The organism is Citromicrobium bathyomarinum (assembly GCF_021021475.1).
In the GTDB taxonomy this organism is placed as follows: domain Bacteria; phylum Pseudomonadota; class Alphaproteobacteria; order Sphingomonadales; family Sphingomonadaceae; genus Alteriqipengyuania; species Alteriqipengyuania bathyomarina.
Genome location: NZ_JAINWL010000004.1, coordinates 283,401 through 306,808, shown reverse-complemented (window position 1 = coordinate 306,808; position 23,408 = coordinate 283,401). Strand labels below are relative to the sequence as shown.

At 66.6% G+C, this 23,408-nt stretch carries 17 protein-coding genes; 14 read left to right on the top strand and 3 right to left on the bottom strand.

Annotated elements, in window-relative coordinates; all coding sequences use genetic code 11:
• The first annotated feature begins 107 nt into the window (after positions 1-107).
• Positions 108-2,468, top strand: a complete 2,361-nt coding sequence (locus K7H93_RS15655) for a TonB-dependent receptor (protein WP_230784395.1) — start codon at positions 108-110, stop codon at positions 2,466-2,468.
• A gap of 83 nt (positions 2,469-2,551) precedes the next feature.
• Here K7H93_RS15655 and K7H93_RS15650 read toward each other — a convergent pair whose 3' ends face one another.
• Positions 2,552-3,031, bottom strand: a complete 480-nt coding sequence (locus K7H93_RS15650) for a peroxiredoxin (protein ID WP_230784425.1) — start codon at positions 3,029-3,031, stop codon at positions 2,552-2,554.
• Between the two features lie 322 nt (positions 3,032-3,353).
• On the opposite strand from K7H93_RS15650, the gene ahcY reads away from it, so the two are divergent.
• The 8 genes from ahcY to trxA all read left to right on the top strand — a co-directional run bounded on the left by ahcY (position 3,354) and on the right by trxA (position 16,197).
• The gene (gene ahcY / locus K7H93_RS15645) at positions 3,354-4,745 is read left to right on the top strand and encodes an adenosylhomocysteinase (RefSeq protein ID WP_230784394.1); all 1,392 of its coding nucleotides are present in this window, start codon (positions 3,354-3,356) and stop codon (positions 4,743-4,745) included.
• A 91-nt stretch (positions 4,746-4,836) separates the two neighbouring features.
• A complete protein-coding gene (locus K7H93_RS15640; protein WP_230784393.1) occupies positions 4,837-7,191 on the top strand; it encodes a PAS domain-containing sensor histidine kinase in 2,355 nt (784 codons plus the stop codon).
• Positions 7,188-7,646 (top strand): tRNA (adenosine(37)-N6)-threonylcarbamoyltransferase complex ATPase subunit type 1 TsaE, encoded by a 459-nt coding sequence (gene tsaE, locus K7H93_RS15635; RefSeq protein WP_230784392.1) that lies wholly within the window; start codon positions 7,188-7,190, stop codon positions 7,644-7,646. The genes K7H93_RS15640 and tsaE overlap by 4 nt, the downstream gene beginning before the upstream one ends.
• On the top strand, positions 7,643-8,626 hold the full coding sequence (locus K7H93_RS15630; protein WP_230784391.1) for an aminoglycoside phosphotransferase family protein: 984 nt from the start codon (positions 7,643-7,645) through the stop codon (positions 8,624-8,626). The genes tsaE and K7H93_RS15630 overlap by 4 nt, the downstream gene beginning before the upstream one ends.
• Positions 8,623-9,339, top strand: coding sequence for a nucleotidyltransferase family protein (locus tag K7H93_RS15625; protein ID WP_230784390.1), 717 nt, complete (start codon positions 8,623-8,625; stop codon positions 9,337-9,339). The genes K7H93_RS15630 and K7H93_RS15625 overlap by 4 nt, the downstream gene beginning before the upstream one ends.
• Entirely contained in the window at positions 9,332-12,331 is a 3,000-nt protein-coding gene (gene addB / locus K7H93_RS15620) for a double-strand break repair protein AddB (RefSeq protein WP_230784389.1), read from the top strand. Before K7H93_RS15625 ends, addB begins: the two co-directional genes overlap by 8 nt.
• The gene (addA, locus tag K7H93_RS15615) at positions 12,328-15,828 is read left to right on the top strand and encodes a double-strand break repair helicase AddA (protein ID WP_230784388.1); all 3,501 of its coding nucleotides are present in this window, start codon (positions 12,328-12,330) and stop codon (positions 15,826-15,828) included. Before addB ends, addA begins: the two co-directional genes overlap by 4 nt.
• 48 nt (positions 15,829-15,876) lie before the next feature.
• A complete protein-coding gene (gene trxA / locus K7H93_RS15610; protein ID WP_010237681.1) occupies positions 15,877-16,197 on the top strand; it encodes a thioredoxin in 321 nt (106 codons plus the stop codon).
• Positions 16,198-16,204: 7 nt separating this feature from the next.
• On the opposite strand, the gene K7H93_RS15605 is transcribed toward trxA, so the two are convergent.
• Both K7H93_RS15605 and argJ read right to left on the bottom strand, forming a co-directional pair.
• Entirely contained in the window at positions 16,205-17,017 is an 813-nt protein-coding gene (locus K7H93_RS15605; protein ID WP_230784387.1) for an inositol monophosphatase family protein, read from the bottom strand.
• Positions 17,018-17,027: 10 nt separating this feature from the next.
• Positions 17,028-18,254 carry a bifunctional glutamate N-acetyltransferase/amino-acid acetyltransferase ArgJ gene (argJ, locus tag K7H93_RS15600; protein ID WP_230784386.1) on the bottom strand — a complete coding sequence of 409 codons (1,227 nt, stop codon included), beginning with the start codon at positions 18,252-18,254 and terminating at the stop codon, positions 17,028-17,030.
• A gap of 97 nt (positions 18,255-18,351) precedes the next feature.
• On the opposite strand from argJ, the gene K7H93_RS15595 reads away from it, so the two are divergent.
• The 5 genes from K7H93_RS15595 to K7H93_RS16020 all read left to right on the top strand — a co-directional run bounded on the left by K7H93_RS15595 (position 18,352) and on the right by K7H93_RS16020 (position 23,378).
• Positions 18,352-18,996 (top strand): TonB family protein, encoded by a 645-nt coding sequence (locus tag K7H93_RS15595; protein WP_230784385.1) that lies wholly within the window; start codon positions 18,352-18,354, stop codon positions 18,994-18,996.
• A gap of 54 nt (positions 18,997-19,050) precedes the next feature.
• Positions 19,051-19,317 (top strand): hypothetical protein, encoded by a 267-nt coding sequence (locus K7H93_RS15590; protein ID WP_054524209.1) that lies wholly within the window; start codon positions 19,051-19,053, stop codon positions 19,315-19,317.
• 104 nt (positions 19,318-19,421) lie between these two features.
• Positions 19,422-22,256: a preprotein translocase subunit SecA gene (secA, locus tag K7H93_RS15585; protein WP_230784384.1), complete on the top strand. Its 2,835-nt coding sequence runs from the start codon at positions 19,422-19,424 to the stop codon at positions 22,254-22,256.
• Positions 22,220-22,981 (top strand): sulfite exporter TauE/SafE family protein, encoded by a 762-nt coding sequence (locus K7H93_RS15580; protein WP_230784424.1) that lies wholly within the window; start codon positions 22,220-22,222, stop codon positions 22,979-22,981. Before secA ends, K7H93_RS15580 begins: the two co-directional genes overlap by 37 nt.
• 268 nt (positions 22,982-23,249) lie before the next feature.
• Positions 23,250-23,378 (top strand): helix-turn-helix domain-containing protein, encoded by a 129-nt coding sequence (locus tag K7H93_RS16020; RefSeq protein WP_269060312.1) that lies wholly within the window; start codon positions 23,250-23,252, stop codon positions 23,376-23,378.
• The last annotated feature ends 30 nt before the right edge of the window (positions 23,379-23,408 follow it).

Below are 23,408 nucleotides of genomic sequence, written 5' to 3'. Positions count from 1 at the left end.
CCACAGCCTATGGAAACTCCACCGCGCTCACAAGACATAACTTGAAACATGGTTCAGGTTTCAATATGTCTTCGGAATAAGAAACGAAATGGAGAGGGAATTTGAGGATGCGTAGCGCCAAGAGTCATGCCTTGCGTGCCGGCCTGCTGGCTGGGACGGGTTTTGCAGCCTTCATTGCGGCGCCTGCCATCGCGCAGGATGCGTCCGCCGAGGACGCGATGCCGTATTCGGAGGAGGCACCCGCCGATCCCGATCTCAACGTCATCACCGTCACCGCCCGCCGCCGCGAAGAGCGGCTGATCGATGTGCCGATCTCTGTCACCTCGTTCAGCGGCCAACAGCTGGAGGAGCGCGGCGCGGTCGATATTACAGACATCGCCAACTACGCGCCCAACGTGACCCTGGAGGCGAGCCGCGCGACCAATTCGACGCTGACGGCTTTCATCCGCGGCGTTGGCCAGCAGGATCCGGTCTCAGGTTTCGAGCAGGGCGTCGGCGTCTATCTCGACGACGTTTACCTCAACCGCCCGCAGGCCGCGGTGCTGGAAATCTACGATGTCGAGCGGATCGAGGTGCTGCGCGGGCCCCAGGGCACGCTTTACGGGCGCAACACGATCGGCGGCGCGGTCAAGTATGTCAGCCGTCGCCTGCCGCAAGACTTCGCGCTGAAGGCCAAGGCCAGCTACGGCACCTATAACCTGGCGGAAGGCGTGGTCACCGCGTCTGCTCCGCTCAACGATCTGATCCGCGTCGGCGGTTCGGTCGCGCGGCTTTCACGCGGAGGCTTCGGCGACAACCTGACGCTGGGGACGGAGAACTACAACAAGGACATCTGGGCCGGCCGCGCCAGCTTCGAAATGGGCGGCTACGGCGAACCTGTGTTCCTGCGCATCCAGGGCGACTACACCAAGGACAAGAGCAATCCGCGCGGCGGCCACCGCCTGATCCCGGGTCTGAACAGCGGCGCGCCGATCCTCGACAACGTGTTCGACACGCGCGGCGGGCTCAACGACCCGGAGCAGCAGGTCGAATCCTACGGCCTGTCGATGCTGGCGGAAATCGACATGGGGGCAGGGCTGACGCTGCGCTCCATCTCCGCATGGCGCAAGGACGACAGCAGCACGCCGATCGATTTCGACGCGCTGCCCGCGGTCGATCTGGACGTTCCCGGTCTCTACCAGAACGAGCAGCTCAGCCAGGAACTGCAGGTCCTGTACGATAATGGCGGCCCGCTGACCGGCCTGATCGGTGCCTATTACCTCGATGCGAGCGCCGACACGTTGTTCGATACGCGCATCTTCACTACCTTCGCTGGACTGACGGCCTTTACCCAGGCCGATGTCGATACCGAGACTTTCGCGATCTTCGGCGACTTCTCCTACGATTTGACGGAACAGCTCTCGCTGTCGGTCGGCGGGCGTTACACCTGGGACAACCGGCAGGCGTCGATCCTGCGCCAGAACTACCTTGGCGGCGGGTCGCCCGTGTTCGGCGGTGCAGGCGTTCCCTTCGGCGCGCCCGGCACCGATTTCGACGGCGAGCGGGACTTCAAGAAGTTCACTCCGCGCGCCTCGATCAGCTTCAAGCCGACGCCGGATCACAATATCTACGCGAGCTATTCGAAGGGCTTCAAGGGCGGCGGGTTCGATCCGCGCGGCGTCGGCTCCAACGCGCCTGACCTGAACAATGACAGCGTGCGCTCCGACGACGAGATCGCCGCCTTTCTCAGCTTCGCCCCGGAAGAGGTCGATAGCTACGAAGTCGGCTACAAGGGCAGCCTGATGGGCGGCCGGATCAATGTCGCGATCGCCGGGTTCTACGCCGACTACAAGGACGTGCAGATCCCGGGATCGGTCGCGTGCGAGGTGAACGGCTTGCCGAACTTCTGCGGGATCGTGTCCAATGCCGGCAAGGCGACCTTCAAGGGGCTGGAGTTCGAAGGATCGGCGCGGTTGGGCGCAGGCTTCGTCCTGTCAGGCTCGCTCGGTTATATCGACGCGCAGTACGACGAGTACATCACCAACATCAACAACACGCCCACCGACGTGGCCGATTTCCGCGAGGTGCAGAACACGCCCAAATGGACCGGCAGCGCGACGCTGGCCTACAACGGATCGATCGGAACGGGCGACCTTTATGCCGGAGCAACCGTCAGCTATCGCAGCAAGACCTACCAGTTCGAGATTCCCAATCCCTATCTCGACCAGGATGGCTATGCGCTGCTGAGCGCGGATATCGTCTACACCCTGCCGGGCGACCGGATCACCATCGGGGTCCACGGCAAGAACCTGCTGGACAAGCGGTACAAGACCAGCGGCTACACCTTCGTCGCGACCAATCCGACGACCGGCGAGATCATCAATGGCGCGAACGGTTTCCCGATCCCCACGCTTGGGCCGGAAGGCACCCTGACCGCGTTCTACGGCAACCCGCGCGAGGTGTTCGCGACGGTCGGCTTCAAGTTCTGATCCGACCCGCCGGGTGACACAAAAAAGGGGGCGCGCCTTCAATGCGAAGGCGCGCCCCCTTTCTGTTTATCCTGACTTGAAGCTTAGAGCTGGCCGAGCATGTATTCTGCGCTGGAGACGCTGAAGTCGCCCGGCTTTTCGACGTTGAGCTTGCGCACCTGGCCGTCGTCCACCAGCATCGAATAGCGCTGGCTGCGCTGGCCCATGCCGAAGCTCGACCCGTCCATCGTCAGGCCGACCGCTTCGGCGAAATCGCCATTCCCGTCTGCCAGCATGGTCACATCCTTGCTGCCGTCGGCCTTCTGCCACGCGCCCATCACGAAGGCGTCGTTGACCGAGATACAGGCGATCTCGTCGATCCCCTTGGCCTTCAGCTCGTCTGCCTTTTCGGCGAAGCCGGGCAGGTGCTTGGCGGAGCAGGTCGGAGTGAAGGCACCGGGCACCGCGAACAGCGCAACCTTGCGGCCGGCGAAGTATTCGCGGCTGTCGACCTGTTCGGGGCCGTTTTCGGTCGCCTTGGCAAGGGTGACCTGCGGGATCGTGTCGCCTTCGGAAATCTTCATCATGTCTATCCTTCGCGGTTTGAGTCGTGGAGCGCTGTGTGGCGCGGTCTTAGGCTTCGGGCAATCCTGAAGGGATCGGCGCGCGCGCAACCGCGTTCAACAGAACATACGGCTCGGCACCGCATTCTTTCCCGTTTGGGCGCTTTTCGTCGCACGCAAAGAATTTTCGGGCGCATTCACCGGCGCACATCGCTTGCAGATATAAAGAAGTCTTTATATGGGCCGTATCAATCTGCGCGGCACCTCAACGCCCGCAACGGAACATTCCCCGGGTTCCCTGCGCCTTAAAGGGCGTATGCCCACCAAACCCAAAGGAGCTAGCATGGCTACCCCCGCAAATATTATCGCAGACATCGGCCTGGCAGACTACGGTCGCAAGGAAATCGCGATCGCCGAAACCGAAATGCCCGGCCTGATGGCGCTGCGCGAACAGTATGGCGACAGCAAGCCGCTCAAGGGCGCGAAGATCGCCGGTTCGCTGCACATGACGATCCAGACCGCGGTGCTGATCGAAACGCTCGTCGCGCTGGGCGCGGACGTGCGCTGGACCACCTGCAACATCTATTCGACGCAGGACCACGCCGCCGCAGCGATTGCCGATCAGGGCATTCCGGTGTTCGCCGTGAAGGGCGAAACGCTGGCCGAATACTGGGACTACGTCGCGCACATCTTCGACTGGGGCGATGAGCCCTGCAACATGATCCTCGACGATGGCGGCGATGCGACCATGTTCGCGCTGTGGGGTGCCCGGATCGAAGCGGGCGAAGAAATGCCCGCACCGACCAACGAGGAAGAGCGTGAAATGCAGCGCGCCCTCAAGGCCTTTATCGAACGCAAGCCCGGCTACCTGACCAAGACGGTCGAAACCGTGCGCGGCGTGTCGGAAGAGACCACCACGGGCGTCAACCGCCTCTACCAGCTGTCGAAGGCGGGCAAGCTGCCGTTCCCGGCGATCAACGTGAACGACTCCGTCACCAAGTCGAAGTTCGACAACAAGTACGGCTGTAAGGAATCGCTGGTCGACGGGATTCGTCGCGGCACCGACGTGATGATGGCCGGCAAGGTCGCCTGCGTCGCGGGCTACGGCGACGTTGGCAAGGGCTCGGCAGCCTCGCTGGCCGGTGCCGGAGCGCGCGTCATGGTCACTGAAATCGACCCGATCTGCGCCCTGCAGGCCGCGATGGACGGCTACGAAGTCGTGACCATGGAAGAGGCGACCAAGCGCGCCGACATCTTCGTCACCACGACCGGCAACAAGGACGTGATCACCGTCGATCACATGCGCGCCATGAAGGACATGGCGATCGTCGGGAACATCGGCCACTTCGATAACGAGATCCAGGTCGAAGGGCTCGGCAACATGAAGTGGACCGAGATCAAGCCGCAGGTCGACATGGTCGAATTCCCCGATGGCAAGCGCATCCTGCTGCTGTCCAAGGGCCGCCTGCTCAACCTCGGCAACGCGACCGGCCACCCCAGCTTCGTGATGAGCGCCAGCTTCACCAACCAGGTGCTCGCGCAGATCGAACTGTTCACCAAGGCGGGCGAATACGAGAACGCGGTCCACGTTCTGCCCAAGCACCTCGACGAAGAGGTTGCCGCGCTCCACCTCGCCAAGCTCAATGTCCAGCTGACCGAGCTGAGCAAGGAACAGGCCGACTACATCGGCGTGTCCCAGGAAGGCCCGTTCAAGCCCGAGCATTATCGCTACTAAGCCAGCGATCATCTCACGGGCGGGGAAACTCGCCCGTCTTGCAGGCCCGGCGTGGTTGCCAAGCGACCATTGCCGGGCCTAGCTGATTCTCATGGACTTAGGCTCAACCGCGCTGGCACTGCTCGGCCTGCTGCTCGCGGCGTGGACCGCTGCTGCGGCGTGGCTGATGATCGCCGCCGCCTCGCGTTCGCGCGGGGCCGAGGCCGCGCGCCGCAATGCCAAGCGGATGGCGCGCCTGCTGGACGAGGCACCCGCCGCCGCGCTGGTGGTGCGCAGCGACGGACGGCTGGAAGGCAGCGACAGGCTTGCCCACTGGCTCGGCTTTGATCAGCTGCCGCAGTTCATCAGCGAGCTGGCCAAATATCCCGATCGCGGGCTCAGCCGCGAACAGCTCGACGAACTGACCCAGAAGGTCCGCCTCGCGCAGAAATCCGCCGCGCCGTTCCGCATGGCGGTGACGCTGCCCGGCTCCTCGCGCAGCCTCGCCCTGCGCGGCAGCCTCGCCGATCCGCAGGTCTCGCCCGCGGGCGCAGCGCTGATCTGGGTGTTCGATTTCAGCGAGAGCGAGCTCGAACTGGGCCGGATGCGCAAGGAGGCAGCGCGCGCCCGATCCGATTTCGCCGCGCTGGTCGGCCTGATCGAGGCCGCACCCACGCCGATGTGGTTCCGTAACGCCGATATGGAGCTGCAACTGGTCAACAAGGCCTATGTCGCAGCCGTGGGTGCCGATGACGCGCAAAGCGTGATCGACCAGCAGATCGAGCTGGTCGAGGCGGTCGACGGGGAGCCGCCGGCCGAGATCGCGCGGCAGGCGGCGGAAAGCGGCGCGCCGGTCGAACGGGTTGTTTCGGTCACCAATGTCGACGGGATGCGGCGGCGCTTTCGCGTGTCCGACCTGCCGCTGGCCGAGGAAGGTGTCGCGGGCTACGCGGTCGATATTCAGGAACAGGAAGATCTGGCCCGCGAACACCGCGCCTATCGCGAGGCGCAGCGGTCCATGCTCGATCGTCTCTCGGTCGGGGTGGCGCAGTTCGACGACCAGCGGCGGCTCACCTTCGCCAACCAGCCGTTCCGCCGCCTGCTGGGCGTGCGCCCGGGTGCCAGCGGGCTGGGCACGCCGTTCGAACGCCTGCTCAGCGATGCGCGCGACGAAGGCCGCCTGCCCGAGGTGCGCGACTTTCCCAGCTGGCGAAAGGACCGCATGGCCTGGTTCGAGGCGGGCGATACGCAGGAGGAAGACTGGCCGCTGTCCGACGGTACGCACCTGCAGGTGGTCGGCCAGCCGATGCCAGATGGCGGGCTCGCGCTGATCCTCGAAGACCGGACCGAACAGCTGAGCCTCGCGGCCAATCGCGACACGCTGCTGCGCACGCGCACCGCCATGCTCGACAGCCTGTTCGAAGCGCTGGCGGTGTTCGCGCCCGACGGTCGGCTGCAATTGTGGAACCACAGTTTCCCTGAGACCTGGGGGCTGGAACCCGATGCGCTGGACGAACACCCCTCGGTCGATGCGCTGCTCGGCCTGATCCAGCCCAATCTCGCCCGGCCCAAGCAGGCCAAGGGCGTGGGTGAGGTGATCCGCTCCGCCACGCTCGACCGCAAGGAGCGGGCTGGGCGGCTCCAGCTGGCCGACGGGCGGACGATCGAATTTGCCGGCATTCCACTGCCCGATGGCAACGGCCTGCTGACCACGCTGGACGTGACCGCCAATGAACAGGCCGAAACCGCGCTGCGCGACCGCGCCGAAGCTCTGGAGCAGGCGGACAAGGTGAAGACCCGCTTCCTCGCCAACATGTCCTACGAATTCCGCACGCCGCTGACCTCGATCGGCGGCTTTGCCGAGCTGCTGCAGGCCGAGGTTGCCGGGCCGCTGAGCGATGGCGCGAAGGAATATGTCGCCGCGATCATCGAATCGGTCGCACGGCTGACCGACCAAGTCGAAAACGTGCTCGACCTGTCGCAGAGCGAGGCGGGGCTGCTGCCCATCGCGCGGCGCGAATTGTCGCTGCTGGCCTTCGTCACCGGCGTGGCCCGGGCACGCGAGGATGTGATCGAGGCGAAGTCGATCACGCTCGACCTGCGCGGTAGCCAGGCGCTCAAATTGCAGGCCGATCCGCGCCAGCTGGGCCGTGCGATCGGGCAATTGCTCGACAATGCGATCGAAGCCTCCGGCGAAAAGGGCCGCATTCTGGTCGATCTGGCGAAGCAGGATGGCGGGGTGCGGATCGTGATTTCGGATAATGGCCGGGGGATGGACGAGAACGAGCTGGCGCTGGCGCTCGACGGGATGCGCTCGGCGAGTGAGGGCGGGGCGGAGGCGACCCGTCGGCAGGGGCTGGGCCTGCCGCTCGCCAGGCAGCTGATCGAGGCGCATGGCGGGCGCTTCGATATCCATTCCGAAAAGCGCATCGGCACCAGTGTCAGCCTGTGGTTGCCGCTGGCATGACGCGGACAGCGATCGACCTGCCCGATCTCGCGTCGATGGAGGCGCTGGGCGCGCGGATCGCCGCTGCCATGCGCCCCGGCGACGTGATTGCGCTGTCCGGCCCGCTGGGCGCGGGCAAGACCACGCTCGCCCGTGCGATCCTCCGCGCAGCGGGGCACGTGGGCGAAGTCCCATCGCCGACCTTCACTCTGATCGAGATGTACGAGGCGCTCCAGCCGCCGGTCGCGCATGCGGATTTCTACCGCCTCGAAGATCCTGCCGAGGTCGAGGAACTGGGCCTCGACGATTATCGCGATGGCGCGGTGCTGATCACCGAATGGCCCGAACGCGCGGGCGGCTTTGCACACGAACCAGCCTGCCTGACCATCGACGTATCTTTCGCGGGGGCAAATGCGCAAGCCGGTCGCAAGGCGATTGTCGAAGGCGGGGCAGATTGGCTAGGACGCGCGCCATGACGACATTGCCTGACGGTATTCACGACTTCCTCGGCGCGGCAGGCTGGGCCGGGGCGCAGATCGCACCGCTGACCGGCGATGCCAGCTTCCGCCGCTATTTCCGGCTCCACCATGAAGGCAAGAGCGCGATGCTGATGCACGCGCCCCCGCCCGAGGAGCCGCGCGAGTTCCTGCATGTCGGGCGCTGGCTGCTCGACCAGCAGATCCGCGCGCCGCAGATCTATGCCGAGGATCTCGACAATGGCTGGGTGCTGATCGAGGATTTCGGAGATGCGCGGATGCGCGACTGGCTGGACGAGAATCCGGCCGCCGAGGACGAGGCCTATGCCGCCGCGATCGACACGCTCGCCGATCTGCACCGTAAGCCCGCCGGGCCTTTCCCGCCCTATGACGAGGAAACCTATCTGCGCGAGGCGCAACTGTTCACGCAGTGGTATTGCCCGGCGCTGGGGCTGGATGTCGATAGCGACGGGTTCGACGCTGCCTGGCGCGAAGTGCTCGCCCCGCTGGCCGCGAACCAGCAGCCCGGCGTGACCGTGCTGCGCGATTATCACGCGGAGAACATCATGCTGCTCGCGCCCGATAGCGGTGCGGGCAGTCAGGGCGTGATCGATTTCCAGGACGCGCTGGTCGGCCACCCGGCCTATGATCTTGTCTCCCTGTTGCAGGACGCGCGGCGCGATGTGACGCCCGAACTGGAGACGCGGATGCTCGCCCGCTATCGCGAATGTGCCGATTGCGGCGACGAGTTCGATGCCGATTACGCACGGCTCGGCGCGCAGCGGAACACCAAGATCGTCGGCATCTTCGCGCGCCTCAACCAGCGTGACGGCAAGCCGCGCTATCTCGCCCTGATCCCGCGCGTGTGGGAGGCGCTGGAGCGCGATCTGACGCACCCCGCGCTGGCTCCGGTGGCGCAGTGGTTCGCGGCCAACATTCCCGCGGACCTGCGCGCGCGCAACGGAGCGCTGGAGGCATGAGCAGCCTCGCCTCCGACACCGCGATGGTGATGGCGGCAGGGCTGGGCAAGCGGATGCGTCCGCTGACCGCGACCATGCCCAAGCCGATGGTTCGTGTCGCGGGCAAGCCGCTGATCGACCATACGCTGGACCGGCTGGCCGATGCGGGCGTCGCGCGCGCGGTGGTCAACGTCCATTACCTGGCCGACGCGCTCGAAGCGCATGTGACCGGGCGGGCGAATCCCAAGGTCACCATCTCTGACGAGCGGGACGCATTGCTCGAAACCGGCGGCGGGATGATCAAGGCGCAGGGCCTGCTGCCCGATCCGTTCTTCTGCCTCAACTCGGACAACATCTGGCTCGACGGGCCGCGCAACGCCTTTGCCGACCTGTCGATGCTGTGGGATGCGGAGCGGATGGACGCGCTGGTGCTGGTGGTGCCGCACAAGCGCGCGGCCAATTTCGACGGGCCGGGCGATTTCCATCTTGATGCGGCGGGCAAGGTCTCGCGCCGCCAGCCGGGGCGTATCGCGCCCTTCATCTACACCGGCATTCAGCTGGTCTCCCACCGCCTGCTGCGCGATGCGCCCGAGGGCAAGTTCTCGACCAACATCTTGTGGAACCGGGCGATCGAGGAAGGGCGACTGTTCGGCCTGCCGTTCACCGGCGACTGGTTCGAGGTCGGCACGCCGCAGGCGATCCGCCCGACCGAGGAGGCGCTGTCGCGTGGCTGACGCTGCGCGACCGCAAGTTTTTTCGATCGCAGCCCATCGCGGGTTCGCCGATGCGCTGGTGGCGGGACTGGTCCCGCGATATTCCGAAGACGGCCTGGGCCTTGCGCGGCTGACCCTGCTGCTGCCGAGCGGGCGCGCGATTCGCACGGTCAGCGAAGCCTTCGTGCGCCATATGGGCGAGGAGGGCGGTGCGGGCCTGCTGCTGCCGCGGATGGTGACCATCGGCGACCTGTCGCTCGACGAAGCGCTCGGCCCGCTGCTCGATCCGCTGGGGGCCGACGAGATTCCGCCAGCCGTCGACCCGACCTTCCGCTGGCTGAGGCTCGCCGCGCTGCTGGCCGAGGAGATGGGCAAGGATGCCCCCAAAGGCCCGCCGCTGTTCAGGCAGGCGCGGATGATCGCCGAAACGATGGACCGCCTGCTGGTCGAAGAGATCGCTCCCGAAGATCTGCTCGGAGACCGGGTGCTCGACGTGGTCGGCTCGGTCGCCGGGCACTGGCAGGACAGCCTGCGGCGTTTTGCCAGGGTGCAGGCGCGCTGGCTCGCCGAATTGCAGGCGATGGGCCGCGTCGATTCCGCCACGCGGCGCAACCAGCTGTTCGCCCATGCCGCGAAAAGCTGGCGCGCCGAGCCGCCCGTCACGCCGATCGTCGCCGCAGGCGTCACCAGCGCCGCGCCCGCGCTCGCGCGGCTGCTGCGGGTGGTGAGCGAACTGCCGCAGGGCGCGGTGATCCTGCCTGATCTCGACCTCTCGCTGTCAGACGCGGCGTGGGACGAGCTTGGCCGCGCGGGGCAGTCCGACGATGCCGATGGCGAGCGGCTGGGGCGCCATGATGCGCCGACCCATCCGCAATATCACCTCAAGCTGCTGCTGGGCCGGATGGGCGTCAATCGCGGCGAGGTGCGACAATGGCACCGGCGCGGGTTGACTGCGGCGAACCCCGACCGGACCCACGCGGTCAGCGCGCTGTTCCTGCCTCCGCAGGCGAGCAAGAGCTGGGTCGAGTTGCCTTCCGAAAAGCGCCGTCTGGCGGCGGTGCAGCTGCTCGAAACGGGCAATCCGGAGGAGGAGGCGCAGGCGGTCGCGCTGGCGGTGCGCCGCAAGCTGGAAGAGCCGCAGAAGCGCGTGGCGGTGGTCACACCCGACCGCTCGCTCGCCCGGCGGATCGTCCATCACCTGCGCCGCTGGGATATTCAGGCCGACGATTCGGCGGGCGCACCGCTGTGCGATACCGCTGCGGGCCGCGCTCTGCTGCTGCTCGCACAGGTGATCGCGGACCGCGCCGCGCCGGTGCCGCTGATCGCCTTCCTCGGCCATCCCTTCGTCAGGGTCGCGGGGGCGGAGGATTCCGATCGTGCCCGCGCCGACTGGCTCGATGCGCTGCGCCGGTTCGAGGACTGGCTGCGCGGCCCGCGTCCGGCACCCGGCCTCGCACCCTTGCGCGCCATCGCTGCGAAGGCCGATGTCGATGCATGGTGGGGCACGGTTGCGGACAGGCTCGCCCCGCTGATGGAGCGGGACGAGGACGCGCCACTGGCAGACCTTCTCGGCTCGCTGGCTGAGGTACTGGAGGCATTCTGCGGCGAGGCGGTGTGGGCGCGCGAGGATGGCCGCGCGCTGGGCAGCTTCGTCGACGACCTTCGCGAGCAGGCGAGCGCGGCGGGCACCATGATCGACCCGCGCGACCTGCATGATGTGCTGACCGATGCGATGGAGCGGGTCGCGGTGCGCCCGGCCTATGGCGGGCACCCGCGCGTGGCGGTCTACGGTCTGCTCGAAAGCCGGATGGCGCGGGCGGACTTGATCATCTGCGCGGGCCTCAACGAAGGCACCTGGCCGGGCGGCGCCTCGCCCGATCCGCTGCTCGCGCCGCCGGTGCTGCGCGCTCTGGGCGTGCCCGGCGGCGAGTTCCGCATCGGGCTTGCCGCGCATGATCTGGCGGGTGCGCTGGGCGCACCGCAAGTGCTGCTCACCCGGGCCGCGCGCGATGCCGACGGCCCTGCGATTCCATCGCGTTTCTTCCTGCGGATCAAGGCCTTGCTGGGCGATCTGGCCAAGCGTCATGAGGAAAGCGAGCTGCCCGCACTGGTCGACGCCCTGCGCGATGCCGATCCCGCGCCGCTCTATCCGGTGCCCCAGCCGCGCCCGCCGGCCGAGGCGCGCCGGGTGACGATCAGCGCGACCGCGCTCGACCGGCTACGCTCCGATCCCTACCAGTTCTACGCCAATGCGATCCTGCGGCTGAAGGAGCGCGACCCGCTCGACGCGGAGCCCAGCCCCGCGTGGCAGGGCACGCTCGCCCACGCGATTCTGGAGGAATGGCACAAGCAGGGCGGGGCGCTGGTCGATCTGGCGACCAAGCATCTGGGCGCGATGGACGCGCATCCGCTGACCCGCGCTTTGTGGGAGCCGCGCCTGATGGCCGCGCTCGAATGGATCGAGAATGAGGTCGGCTCCGATCCCGATCGCCGGATCGTCGCGGTCGAGCAGAAGGGCCGTCACCTGTTCTCTGGCATCGAGATCACCGGCACCGCCGACCGGATCGACCGGCTGCCGGACGGCAGCTACGCGATCGTCGACTACAAGACTGGTGGCCCGCCATCCAAAAGAATGGTCGAGGAAGGCTTCGCGCTGCAGCTCGGCACGCTGGGCCTGCTGGTGGAGGAGGGCGCCTATGCCGATCGCGGTATCGAAGGCGTGCCGACGCGGTTCGAATACTGGTCCCTCGGGCGCGATGCGAAGTCGGACACGGGATTTGGCTATGTCACCACGCCGCTGAAGATCGGCAATGCCCGCACCGGGATGGAGCCCGACGATTTCCTGCCCGAAACCCGGCGCTACCTTGCCGAAGCGCTCGACACCTGGATCCTCGGCGATGCGCCCTTCACCGCGCGGCCCAATCCCGACCTCAAGCTGTATGCCACCTACGACCAGCTGATGCGGCTGGAGGAATGGCTGGGCAGGGAGAGCGAACCGGGGGCCACGCGATGAGCGACACAATCCACACGCTTTTGCCGGAACAGGGCCACGCGGCGGACCCGGGCCATTCCGTATGGCTTTCCGCCAGCGCGGGCACCGGAAAGACGCAGGTGCTCTCGGCGCGCGTGCTGCGCCTCCTGCTGCAGCCCGGCGTGGAGCCGGGATCGATCCTGTGCCTCACCTTCACCAAGGCGGGCGCGGCGGAGATGGCGACCCGCGTGAACGAGACGTTGGCCCGCTGGGTGCGGATGGAAGAAACCCTGCTGGCCAAGCATCTGCGCGCCATCGGGGCGAAGGTCGATCCAGCGACCCTGGCCCATGCCCGCACGCTGTTCACCCGGGTGCTCGATTGCCCCGGCGGCGGGCTGCGCATCGATACGATCCACGCTTTCGCGCAATACCTACTCGCCGCGTTTCCCGAGGAGGCGGGGCTGGAGCCGGGCACGGTCGCGATGGACGATCGCACGCGCGGACTGCTCGCGCGCGAGGTGCTGACCGAACTGGTCGCCAACGCGGACGAGGCCGATAACAGCGCGCTGGCGATGCTCTCGCGCAGGCTCGGCCCCGACGGGGTCAAGCAGTGGCTGATGGCCTGCGCCAAGGCGCGCGAGCTGTGGGAAGGTCCGCAAGGCTGGCAGAGCCCGATGCGCCCGCAGGTGCTCGCGATGCTCGGCCTGCCGAGCGATTTTTCCGAGGCCGATCTGGTGCGCGAATGCGCCGACGACCGCTTCGACTGCGGCTCTCTGCGCGCATGCCTTGCGACCTTGCAGGACTGGAACACCAAGAGCGGGCGCGACGCGGCGGAGCCGATCTCTGCATGGCTCGCCGCCGATCCCGATCGGCGCCTCGCGACGCTTGCCTGTTTCAACGGCAGCCTGCTCGTCGCCGACGGCTCCAAGCCCAAGAACCTTACCAATCTGGTCAAGCGCGACCCGACCTACGAGGGCAATGTCGCGGCGGTTCAGGCCAGCCTCGATGCGATCCGCGAGAAATTCGCGCTGCTCGCGCTGGCGGAATATCTCACCCCTGCGCTCGAACTGGGGCGGCGCTTCGCTTTGCGGTGGGACGAGGCGAAGCGGGTGCATGGCCTGGTCGATTTCGACGACCAGATCGCACGCGCGGCCACGCTGCTCGGCAATTCGGAAATGGCGCAGTGGATCGGCTACAAGCTCGACCGCAGTTTCGACCACATCCTGGTCGACGAGGCGCAGGATACCAATGACAGCCAGTGGGCGATCATCGACGCGCTGACGCAGGATTTCTTCGACGGGCTGGGCGCGGCGGGTGCGCGGCTGCGGACGATCTTCGTGGTCGGCGACTACAAGCAGGCGATCTTCGGCTTTCAGGGCACCGAACCGCGCCTGTTCGTGGACAAGCGCGAGCAATATGACGCGCGGATCAACAGCGCGATCGCCAATGCCGAGGCGCTCGCGCATGAAACCCGCGAGGCCCCGCTGGTCCCGCTCGCGCCGCTCGCCCGCCTGGGGCTGGAGCGCAATTTCCGATCATCGCAGGTGATCCTCGATTTCGTCGACCGCGCGGTGGCGCATGTCGGCACGCAAGCGATGGGGATGCCGCGCGAAGAGGTGCAGCACACCGGCGAAGACCGGCCCGGGCGGGTGACGCTGTGGGCACCGATCAGGGCCGAGGAAAGCGACGATCCCGAAGCGGTCGAGGAAGACGGTGCGGAAACCTGGCTGCCCGCTCCCGAGCGCCGCATGGCGGACCGGATCGCGGCGCAGGTGAAGGCGTGGCTCGAAGACGGCCACGCGCTGACCAAGGGCGGCAAGCGACGGGCCAGCGCGGGCGACATCATGATTCTGGTGCGCAAGCGCCGCGCGCTCGCCGGGCTGATCGTTGCGCGGCTCCACGCGGCGGGCGTGCCGGTGGCAGGCGTCGACCGGCTGCGGCTGGGCGCGCCGCTGGCGGTCAAGGATCTGCTCGCCGCGCTGCGCTTCGCCGCGCAGCCGCGCGACGACCTGATGCTCGCCAACCTGCTGGTCTCTCCGCTGGGCGGCTGGTCGCAGGACGACCTGCTGGAGCATGGCCTGCGCGACAAGAGCGTGGGCCTGTGGGACCATATCCGCCGCAGCGATGCGCCGCTCTGCATGGCGACCGCCGACCGCCTGCGCGCGCTGCTGGCGCGGGTCGATTACGAGCATCCGCAATCGCTGCTCCACTGGTTGCTGACCGGTCCGTGGGACGGGCGCCGCAAACTGGTGGCGCGGCTCGGGCGCGAGGCGAACGACCCGATCGACGAACTGGTCGGCGCGGCCTTCGCCTACTGCGGAGAACACACGCCCAGCCTTCAGGGCTTCCTCAACTGGTTCGATGCCTCGGACGAGGAACTGAAGCGCGAAGCGGCAGGCAGCAGCGATGCGGTGCGCGTGCTCACCGCGCATGGCTCGAAGGGGTTGCAGGCGCCCATCGTGATCCTCGCCGATGCGACCGGCAATCCCGATCGCGGGCCTGCACGCGCGGGCGAGCTGGCGACCGATGACGGGCGCACCGTCCCGCTGCCCTCGCTGCCCAAGGAGGCAAAGGCGGGGCCGCTGCTGGCAGCGGAAGAGGCCAAGAAGGCGCGCGAGCGCGAGGAGCACTGGCGGCTGATGTACGTCGCGATGACCCGCGCCGAGGAAGCGCTCTATATCGGCGGTGCGCTGCTTCCGAGCGACAAGGACGTGCCCGAGGCGAGCTGGTATGCGCAGGCCGCGGCGCTGTTCGACAGCGAAGGTGGGGGCGAGGGCGGGGGCGTCTCCGACCCGATCTGGGGCGAACGGCACGATCTGGGCACGCTGGCCGATATTGCGCCGCCCGCTCCCGATGCAGCGAGCCGAGCACAGCGCCCCGCGCTGCCTGAATGGGCCACCCGCGCTCCCGGCGCCGAGCCGAGCCCGCCGCGACCGCTCGCGCCGTCTGCCGCCGGGGACGACCTCGCGCCGAACCCACCGGGGCTGGCGACCGGGGCCGAGGCGGCGCAGCGCGGTACGCTGATCCACCGCCTGCTCGAACGCATGCCCGATATCGCGCCCGAGGACCGCGAGGCGCGGGGCTCGGCATGGCTCGCCGCGCAGGCCGGCGATCTGTCGGAGGGGGCGCGCGCGGCGATGCTGGAGCAGGCGCTTGGCGTGCTCGACCATCCCGATTTCGCCGCGCTGTTCGCGCCCGGTGCGCTGGCCGAGGTCTCGCTCGCCGCGACGGTTGAGGGGCAGGTGGTCACCGGGAAGCTCGACCGGCTGTGCGTAGGCGAGGAAAAGGTGCTGGTGGTCGATTACAAGACCACCCGCCGCGCGCCCACATCGCTTGAACAGGTGCCCACCGCGACGCTGCGGCAGATGTCCGCCTATGCCCACGCGCTCGCCGAGATCTATCCCGGGCGGCGGATTTGCGCGGCGCTGCTCTACACCCAGACCCCCCAGTTGATCGTGCTTCCGCACGCGGTTCTGGCCGCTCACAAGCCCGGCTTGGGGGACAAGCAGCTAAGTTTGCCCGGCTCCGCCTTTGCGTAATCGCTTCGCATCCCTAGATATCGGGCCAAGAAACAGGAGACATCCCCCATGGCCACCAAAACCGTCACCGATGCCAGCTTCCAGTCCGACGTCCTGCAGAGCGACAAGCCCGTGCTGGTCGATTTCTGGGCCGAGTGGTGCGGCCCATGCAAGATGATCGCGCCCGCGCTGGAAGAAATCAGCGACGAACTGGCCGACCAGGTGACCATCGCCAAGATGGACATCATGGAAAACACCGACACCCCCGGCAAGCTGGGCGTACAGGGCATCCCCTATCTGGTGCTGTACAAGAATGGCGAACGCGCCGCCGAACTGACCGGCGCGCGGCCCAAGAGCCAGCTCAAGGCGTGGCTCGAAGAGCAGCTCTGATGTGTGCTCAGGCGGCTGGCTGGTAGCCTGCCGCCGACAGCCGGACGACCAGCTGGTCGAACAAGTCGCGGCTCGCCGCGCCGACCATCCCCCTGCGACCATCGTCGACCCGGTAGGGTGTCCCGTCGAGCCGCAGGCATGCGCCGCCCGCTTCATTCAGGAACAGCGATCCCGCCGCGTGGTCCCACGGCAACGTGCGCTCGTAGATCGCGACGTCGTGTTCGCCGAGAACGGTCAGCGGATATTGCTCGCACGCCGCACCCGGCGCGTGGACCAGCGTGTAGTTGGGCGCGATTTCCAGCTCGAACCGGCGGCGCTGCTCGGGCGTCATGAATTTCTTCATCGCGGCGAGGCGCGGCGGGTTTGCGCCGCTCGCGCGCGCTGTCACCGTCTCTCCGTCGATCATCGCGCCCTGGCCGCGATGCGCCGCGCAGAAGCGGTCGCGCTGCGGGTCGTAGATCCAGCCGCCTTGCGCAAAGCCTTCTTCGGCCAGCGCGACCATGATCCCGAAAGGTCCCGTCCCGCTGGCGAAATTGCTGGTCCCGTCGATCGGGTCGATGATCCAGCAGGTGCCGGAGAGGCGATCCATCACCGACGGGTCGGCGTGGACCGACTCCTCGCCGACGATGGCCGCTTCGGGGTGCAGTTTCGCCAGCCCCTCGGCAAGCGCGACCTCCGCCTCGCGGTCGGCGATGGTGACGAGGTCGTCGTCCGCCTTCTCGATGATTTCGGTCGCCTTGAGCGCCTGGTGGCGCGGCATGATGATCCGCTCCGCCACATCGCGCATCAGGGCCAGAATTTCGCGGTCGAGTACGCTCATGAGTTTCTCCTCAGGAGCGATAATCCGCGTTGATGTCGATGTATCCGTGCGTCAGGTCACAGGTCCACACACTGGCGCGCCCTTCGCCGAGGCCAAGGTCCACCTCGATATCGATTTCCTGCCCTGCGAGATGCGCGGCGACGGGCGCTTCGTCGTAATCCTCAACCGGCTGCCCCTCGCGCGCGGCCCAGTGCCCGCCGAAGCCGATCGAGAGCGTGTCGCGATTGGCAGGCTCGCCCGCCTTGCCCACCGCCATGACCACGCGGCCCCAGTTGGCATCGCCGCCTGCGATCGCGGTCTTGACCAGCGGCGAGTTCGCGATGGCGAGGCCGATGGTCCGCGCGCTCTCATCCGACACAGCGCCGCTGACATGCACCGCGATGAACTTTTGCGCGCCTTCGCCGTCACGCACGACCAAATGTGCCAGCTCGCGGCAGACGTCGTGCAGCGCGGCCATGAAGGCATCCGCGCCGGGATCGTCAAAAGAGGTCAGCTGCGCATGGCCAGCCTTGCCGGTCGCGAAGGCGAGCACGGTGTCGCTGGTCGAGGTGTCGGAATCGACGGTGATGCAGGAGAATGTCTGCCGGTTCGCGGCGGAGAGGCATTCCTGCAGGAAGGCAGGCGAGACCGCCGCGTCGGTGAAGATGTAGCCGAGCATGGTCGCCATGTCGGGTGCGATCATCCCGCTGCCCTTGACGATTCCAGCGATCTCGACCCGCGTATCGCCGATCATCGCGCTGGCATGCGCGCCCTTGGCGAAGGTGTCGGTCGTGCTGATGGTGTTGGTCGCATCCTCCCAACCGCACGGCTCGGCATCCAGCACCGCCTCCACGCCCGCGCGCGCCTTGTCCTTGGGCAGCGGCACGCCGATCACGCCGGTGGAGGAGACGAATACTTCGCCGGTTGTGCAGCCGAGGTGGTCCGCCACCTGGCCCATGATCTGCTCCACCGCCTCGCGCCCGCGATAGCCGGTGAAGGCGTTGGAATTGCCCGCGTTGACGATCAGCGCGCGCGCGCTGCCACCCTTGATCTGCTCGCGCCCCAGCTCGACCTCGCTCGAACAGCACACGTTCTTCGTGAACACGCCCGCGACGCTCGTGCCCTCTGCCAGCTCGGCGAAAGTCAGGTCGCACCGGTCCCATTCCTTGTAGCGAGCACGGGCGATGCGCAGCGTCACGCCGTCGATGGGCGGAATCGCGGGGAAGGGCAGGGCGAGCGGGGAGCGGGCGAGGTCCATAGTGATCGCGGGTTAGGTTTGCTCTCCGGGCGAGGCAAGCGGCTTTCGTCCCCTAGATCGACGCGGTAGGAGTGCCACATCGAGAGAAGGGGGCACGATGCTGGACTGGCGGATGATCTGCGCTGCGGCGCTGTTTGGAGTGGCAACACCGGGGGTGGCCCAGGTCGGGCCACAGCCGAGCAATCCAGCGGCATGGATTACTCATAGGGACTATCCTGCTGCTGCCATAAGTAACGGCGATGAGGGGAGGGTCAGCTTCAAACTCACCATTTCGTCCGAGGGGTTGGTTACGGGCTGCGAGATTACCGGGGGCACAGCATCCGATAGTCTCAAGCAACTGACCTGCCAATTGGTCCGCGAGAGGGCGCAGTTCAATCCCGCTCGCAACAGCAAGGGGGAACCTGCCGAGGGCACCTATGAGGCCACAGTGGCTTGGGAAATCCCGGCGGCCGGGGAAGTGCCTAGCAAAACCTACGCCCTGCCGCCGATCCCTTTCCGGATGGGCGCGAATGCGCTGCTACCGGAGCCGGGCAGGACGGAAATCGTCATGACGATCAGGCCCGACGGCACGGTGATGGATTGCACATGGGAGACGTTTGGGGGCGCTGTGGATGGGGACATGCCCGAAGGCCTTATGAATACCCTCTGCGAGCGGTTTTCTTTTGCGCCTTTTCCCGACGGCTCCAGTGATCCGCGAACACTCCGGATTGTGACGACGATCGAAGAGATCGAGAACGAATAGGTCATTGAGGTTTGTACCTTGGACTTTCTCCCGCGTTTGACTATGTCTGACCGCATGCTTCGGCTCCTTCTCACCTGCCTTGCCTTTCTGACCGGCCTCGTCGCCGTCGGTACGCCTGCAAGCGCGATGTTCGCGGAAAGCTCTGTGGCCGGTGCGGCCGCCGAGGTCTGCGACAGCGACAAGGAAGATGCCCGTTGCGAGTGCCGCACGACGATTCGCGTGCGCGATTGGCGGCTGGCGCTGGAACGGGTCTGCCGTCCGCGCGACCCCGTGATCTTCCTGCCGACCGTACAGCTCGGCCCCGATCGCGCGCTGGAATAGCGCGCCACCCCACACATTTCGTTTCGCGTTCGCAGGACCGCCCGGCACTCGCAGTGTCAGGGCGCTGCACAGCATAATTCCATTATCGCAAGGCCCGTATTCCCATGTTCCAGTCCGTGATGAAGTCCGTCTTCGGCTCTTCCAACGATCGCTACGTCAAATCGCTTCACAAGATCGTCGCGCAGATCAACGCGCTCGAGCCCGATATGCAGGCGCTCTCTGATGACGACTTGCGCGCGCAGACCGGCAAGCTGCGCGACCAGCTGGATGCTGGGGCCAAGCTCGACGACCTGCTGCCCGAAGCCTTCGCCACCGTGCGCGAAGCCTCGGTACGCGTGTTCGGGATGCGTCACTTCGACGTGCAGATGATCGGCGGCATCGTGCTCCACCGCGGCGAGATCGCCGAGATGCGCACGGGTGAGGGCAAGACGCTGGTCGCCACGCTGGGGACCTATCTCAACGCGCTGGAAGGCAAGGGCGTCCACGTCGTCACCGTCAACGACTACCTCGCCCGCCGCGATGCCGAGTGGATGGGCCAGCTCTATCGCTGGCTCGGCCTGTCGGTCGGCGTGATCGTGCCCAATCTCAGCGAGATCGAGCGGCGCGAGGCCTATGAGGCCGACATTACCTACGGCACGAACAACGAATTTGGCTTCGACTACCTGCGCGACAACATGAAGCACGAGCGTAGCCAGATGGTGCAGCGCCCGTTCAACCACGCGATCATCGACGAAGTCGACTCGATCCTGATCGACGAAGCGCGCACCCCGCTGATCATCTCCGGCCCGACCGAGGACAAGACCGATCTCTACGTGACGATCGACCAGGTGATTAAGAACTTCGTCGCCGATCACAACGCGATCCCCGACAGCTCCAGCGAAGGCGTGGGCTTCTACGACACCGACGAGAAGAGCCGCACCGTCTCCCTGACCGAGGAAGGCGCGGAAGAGATCGAACAGCGCCTTGTCGCGTCGGGCCTGCTCGAAACCGACAATCTCTACGATGTCGAGAACACGCAGGTCGTCCACCACATGAACGAAGGCCTGCGCGCCAACCTCATGTTCAAGCTGGACGATCACTACATCGTGAAGGACGACAAGGTCGTCATCATCGATGAATTCACCGGCCGCATGATGGATGGCCGGCGCTGGTCGAACGGGTTGCACCAGGCGGTCGAGGCCAAGGAAGGCGTCAAGATCGAGCCCGAGAACCAGACGATGGCCTCGATCACCTTCCAGAACTTCTTCCGCATGTATCCCAAGCTTTCCGGCATGACCGGGACCGCGGCGACCGAAGCGGCGGAATTCTGGGACATCTACAAGATGAACGTGGTCGAGATCCCCACGAATGTTCCGGTCCAGCGGATCGACGAGGACGACGAGTTCTACAAGAACACGCTCGACAAGTTCCAGGCCATCGCCAAGGCGATCAAGGAGAAGTCGGACATCGGCCAGCCGGTGCTGGTCGGCACGGTCAGCATCGAGAAGTCCGAACTGCTCAGCCAGTTCCTCGACAAGGAAGGCGTCAAGCACGAGGTTCTGAACGCCCGCCAGCATGAGCGTGAGGCGCATATCGTCGCGCAGGCGGGCCGCCCGGGCGCGGTCACCATCGCGACCAACATGGCCGGCCGCGGAACCGACATCCAGCTGGGCGGCAACCTCGACTTCCTGATCGAAGACGAAGTCGGCGAGATGCCCGAAGGGCCGGAGCGCGACCGGGCGATCGAGAAGATCAAGGCGCAGGTCGCAGCAGACAAGGCCAAGGTGCTGGAGGCCGGTGGCCTGTTCGTGCTCGGCACCGAACGCCACGAAAGCCGCCGGATCGACAACCAGCTGCGTGGCCGCTCGGGCCGTCAGGGCGACCCGGGCCTGTCGCGCTTCTACCTGTGCCTGGAAGACGACCTCCTGCGCATCTTCGGGCCGGACACGCTGTTCTCCCGCATGATGAACTCCAACCTCAAGGATGGCGAGGCGATCGGGTCCAAGTGGCTCTCCAAGGCCATCGAGACCGCACAGAAGAAGGTCGAGGCGCGCAACTACGACACCCGCAAGCAGGTCGTCGAATACGATGACGTGATGAACGACCAGCGCAAGGTGATCTACGAACAGCGCGCGGAAATCATGGATTCCGAGACGGTCGACGATGTTGTTCTCGACATGCGGCACGACACGATCTCCGCGATCGTGTCCGAAGCCTGCCCGCCGGGATCGTACCCCGAACAGTGGGATATCGCAGGCCTGAAGGCGCGGGTCGAGGAAGTGCTCGGCCTGACGCCGCCGATCGACGACTGGCTTGAAGAGGACGCGGTCGAACCCGAACTGTTCGAAGAACGCCTGCGCGCCGAGACCGACGAGCTGATGGAGCGCAAGATCGAGCAGAACGATCCGCAGCTGTGGCGCCGGGTCGAGAAGAGCATCCTGCTCGAACGGCTCGATTTCCACTGGAAGGAACACCTCGCCACGCTCGACGCGCTGCGCCAGGTCGTGTTCCTGCGGGCATACGCGCAGAAGACGCCGATCAACGAGTACAAGCAGGAAGCCTTCGGCCTGTTCGAGAAGATGCTCGAATCGCTGCGCGAGGACGTGACCGGCATCCTGCTCAAGAACGAGCTGCGGATCGCGCCGCCCCAGCGTGCGCTGCCCGACCTGCCCGATTTCCTGACCGGGCATATCGACCCGCTGACCGGGCTGGACGACACCAATGACGGCGACGGTTCGGAAAGCCGCGCCGCGATGTTCGGCTCGCTCGCCGGCTCGACCCGCGCCAATGCCGGGCCGGGCAATACGGCCGAGAATCCGTGGGCGGGGCAGGATATCAGCCGCAACGCCCCGTGCCCGTGCGGTTCAGGTAACAAGTACAAGCACTGCCACGGCGCGGCCAAGGCTGTTGCGGGAGCCGCGGGATCGGCCTCGCCGCCCTCCTCGCCGCCTTCTGCGTAACCGCACTGCTCTATGCGTCGGTCGGCTTCGGCGGTGGATCGACGTATAGTGCTTTGCTGGCCCTGTCGGGGATGGACTACCGGCTGCTGCCGGTGGTCTCCCTGCTGTGCAACCTGGTGGTCGTCAGCGGCGGCACGCTGAGGTTCGCGCGCGCTGGGATCACACCATGGCGCGGGGCGCTGGGCCTCACCGCCATCGCCGCGCCCGCCGCCTTGCTGGGCGGGCTGACCCCGATCAGGGAACAGGCCTTCATGGCGCTGCTGGGTGCGAGCCTGTGCCTTGCCGGAGCGCTGCTGCTGGTCCCCCAGACCAGTGAGCGGGCCGCACCGAACGGGGAGCCTGCCCCGCGCTACGGAACCCGCGCCATGCTGCTCGCCGCCGCACCGCTGGGCTATCTTGCCGGGCTGGTTGGGATCGGCGGCGGCATCTTCCTCGCCCCGCTGCTCCATCTGGTCCGCTGGAACGGCCCGCGCGCAATCGCGGCGACCGCCAGCCTGTTCATCCTCGTCAATTCGCTGTTCGGCCTCGTCGGCCAGCTGACCAAGAACGGCGCGGACATGCTGGGCGCAGCGGCGAGCACCGGCCTGCCGCTGATGATCGCGGTGGTGATCGGCGGCCAGATCGGCAGCCTGTTCGCGGTGCGCCTGTTCAAGCCCCAACTGATCCGCTGGCTGACCGCGGCACTGACGCTGTTCGTGGGCGTAAGGCTGCTCGCGGGCGGCTGAAGCGTGCATTTGCCCCGTCCGAGGCGTTTGGCGGGCCGAGCCCTGACACACAGTCCAGGGGATGGAAAACTCCCTCCGCGCGGAATGCCTGTTGAGAGGCCTTGCTGGACGGGCAGGGGAGAGGTGCGCACGCGCCATCGTGCGCGGGGTTTAGCGGGCGGGGGCGGAGTAGGAAAATGGTCGCAAATACGCGATGACTATCACCGGGAACTGACGCCTGACACCGACGCATTAACTGCTGAACGGCAAGGCGGCTTTTTCCCGCGACATGGCCATGCGGTTCGAGGACGCGTTCGGCATCAAGGCGGATACCCTGCTGCGGATGCAGGTGGCTTATGGCCTTGCGCAGATCGAGATGGCCGAGGATCGAGCGGGTGGGAGAGTCTGTTTAGGATAGTTGGCGTAACCCGAGATCCTGTAACAGCGC